1 protein-coding gene is annotated in these 304 nt (G+C 50.0%); it reads right to left on the bottom strand.

The features are described 5' to 3' along the window. Window positions 1-304 (bottom strand): transposase (locus AAA942_RS20305; protein WP_338222134.1); only part of this gene is annotated, 304 nt, incomplete at both ends.

The following is a 304-nucleotide window of genomic DNA, read 5'->3' as shown; positions in this document are numbered from 1 at the left end:
TTGTTTGGAGTCAATGTCCAGAATCCGGTGATTGGAGATCGCTACTTTGTGGGTATATCTTCCCAGGTATTCGAGGACTGCTTTGGGATGTCCAAAAGGTCGCTTGGCATAGACCACCCACTCTTTTTGGAAGAGTTGATTGATCAGTTCCTTGTCGGGTTCGATCCGTGACTTGAGCGCTTTCACATACTTGGCCCGAAAGACTTTGCTCATCGCCTTGACCGGAAACAGGTATTTGCCCTGAGTTTTGGCTGTCTTCCACCTTCCGCTTTTAGTCAGCCCTCCTCCCGGTACGATGCAGTGC

Origin of the sequence: Algoriphagus sp. oki45 (assembly GCF_036245605.1) — a bacterium.
In the GTDB taxonomy this organism is placed as follows: Bacteria; Bacteroidota; Bacteroidia; order Cytophagales; family Cyclobacteriaceae; genus Algoriphagus.
The sequence above is the reverse complement of the archived record's forward strand: the minus strand, read 5'-3'. Positions and strand labels throughout refer to the sequence as shown.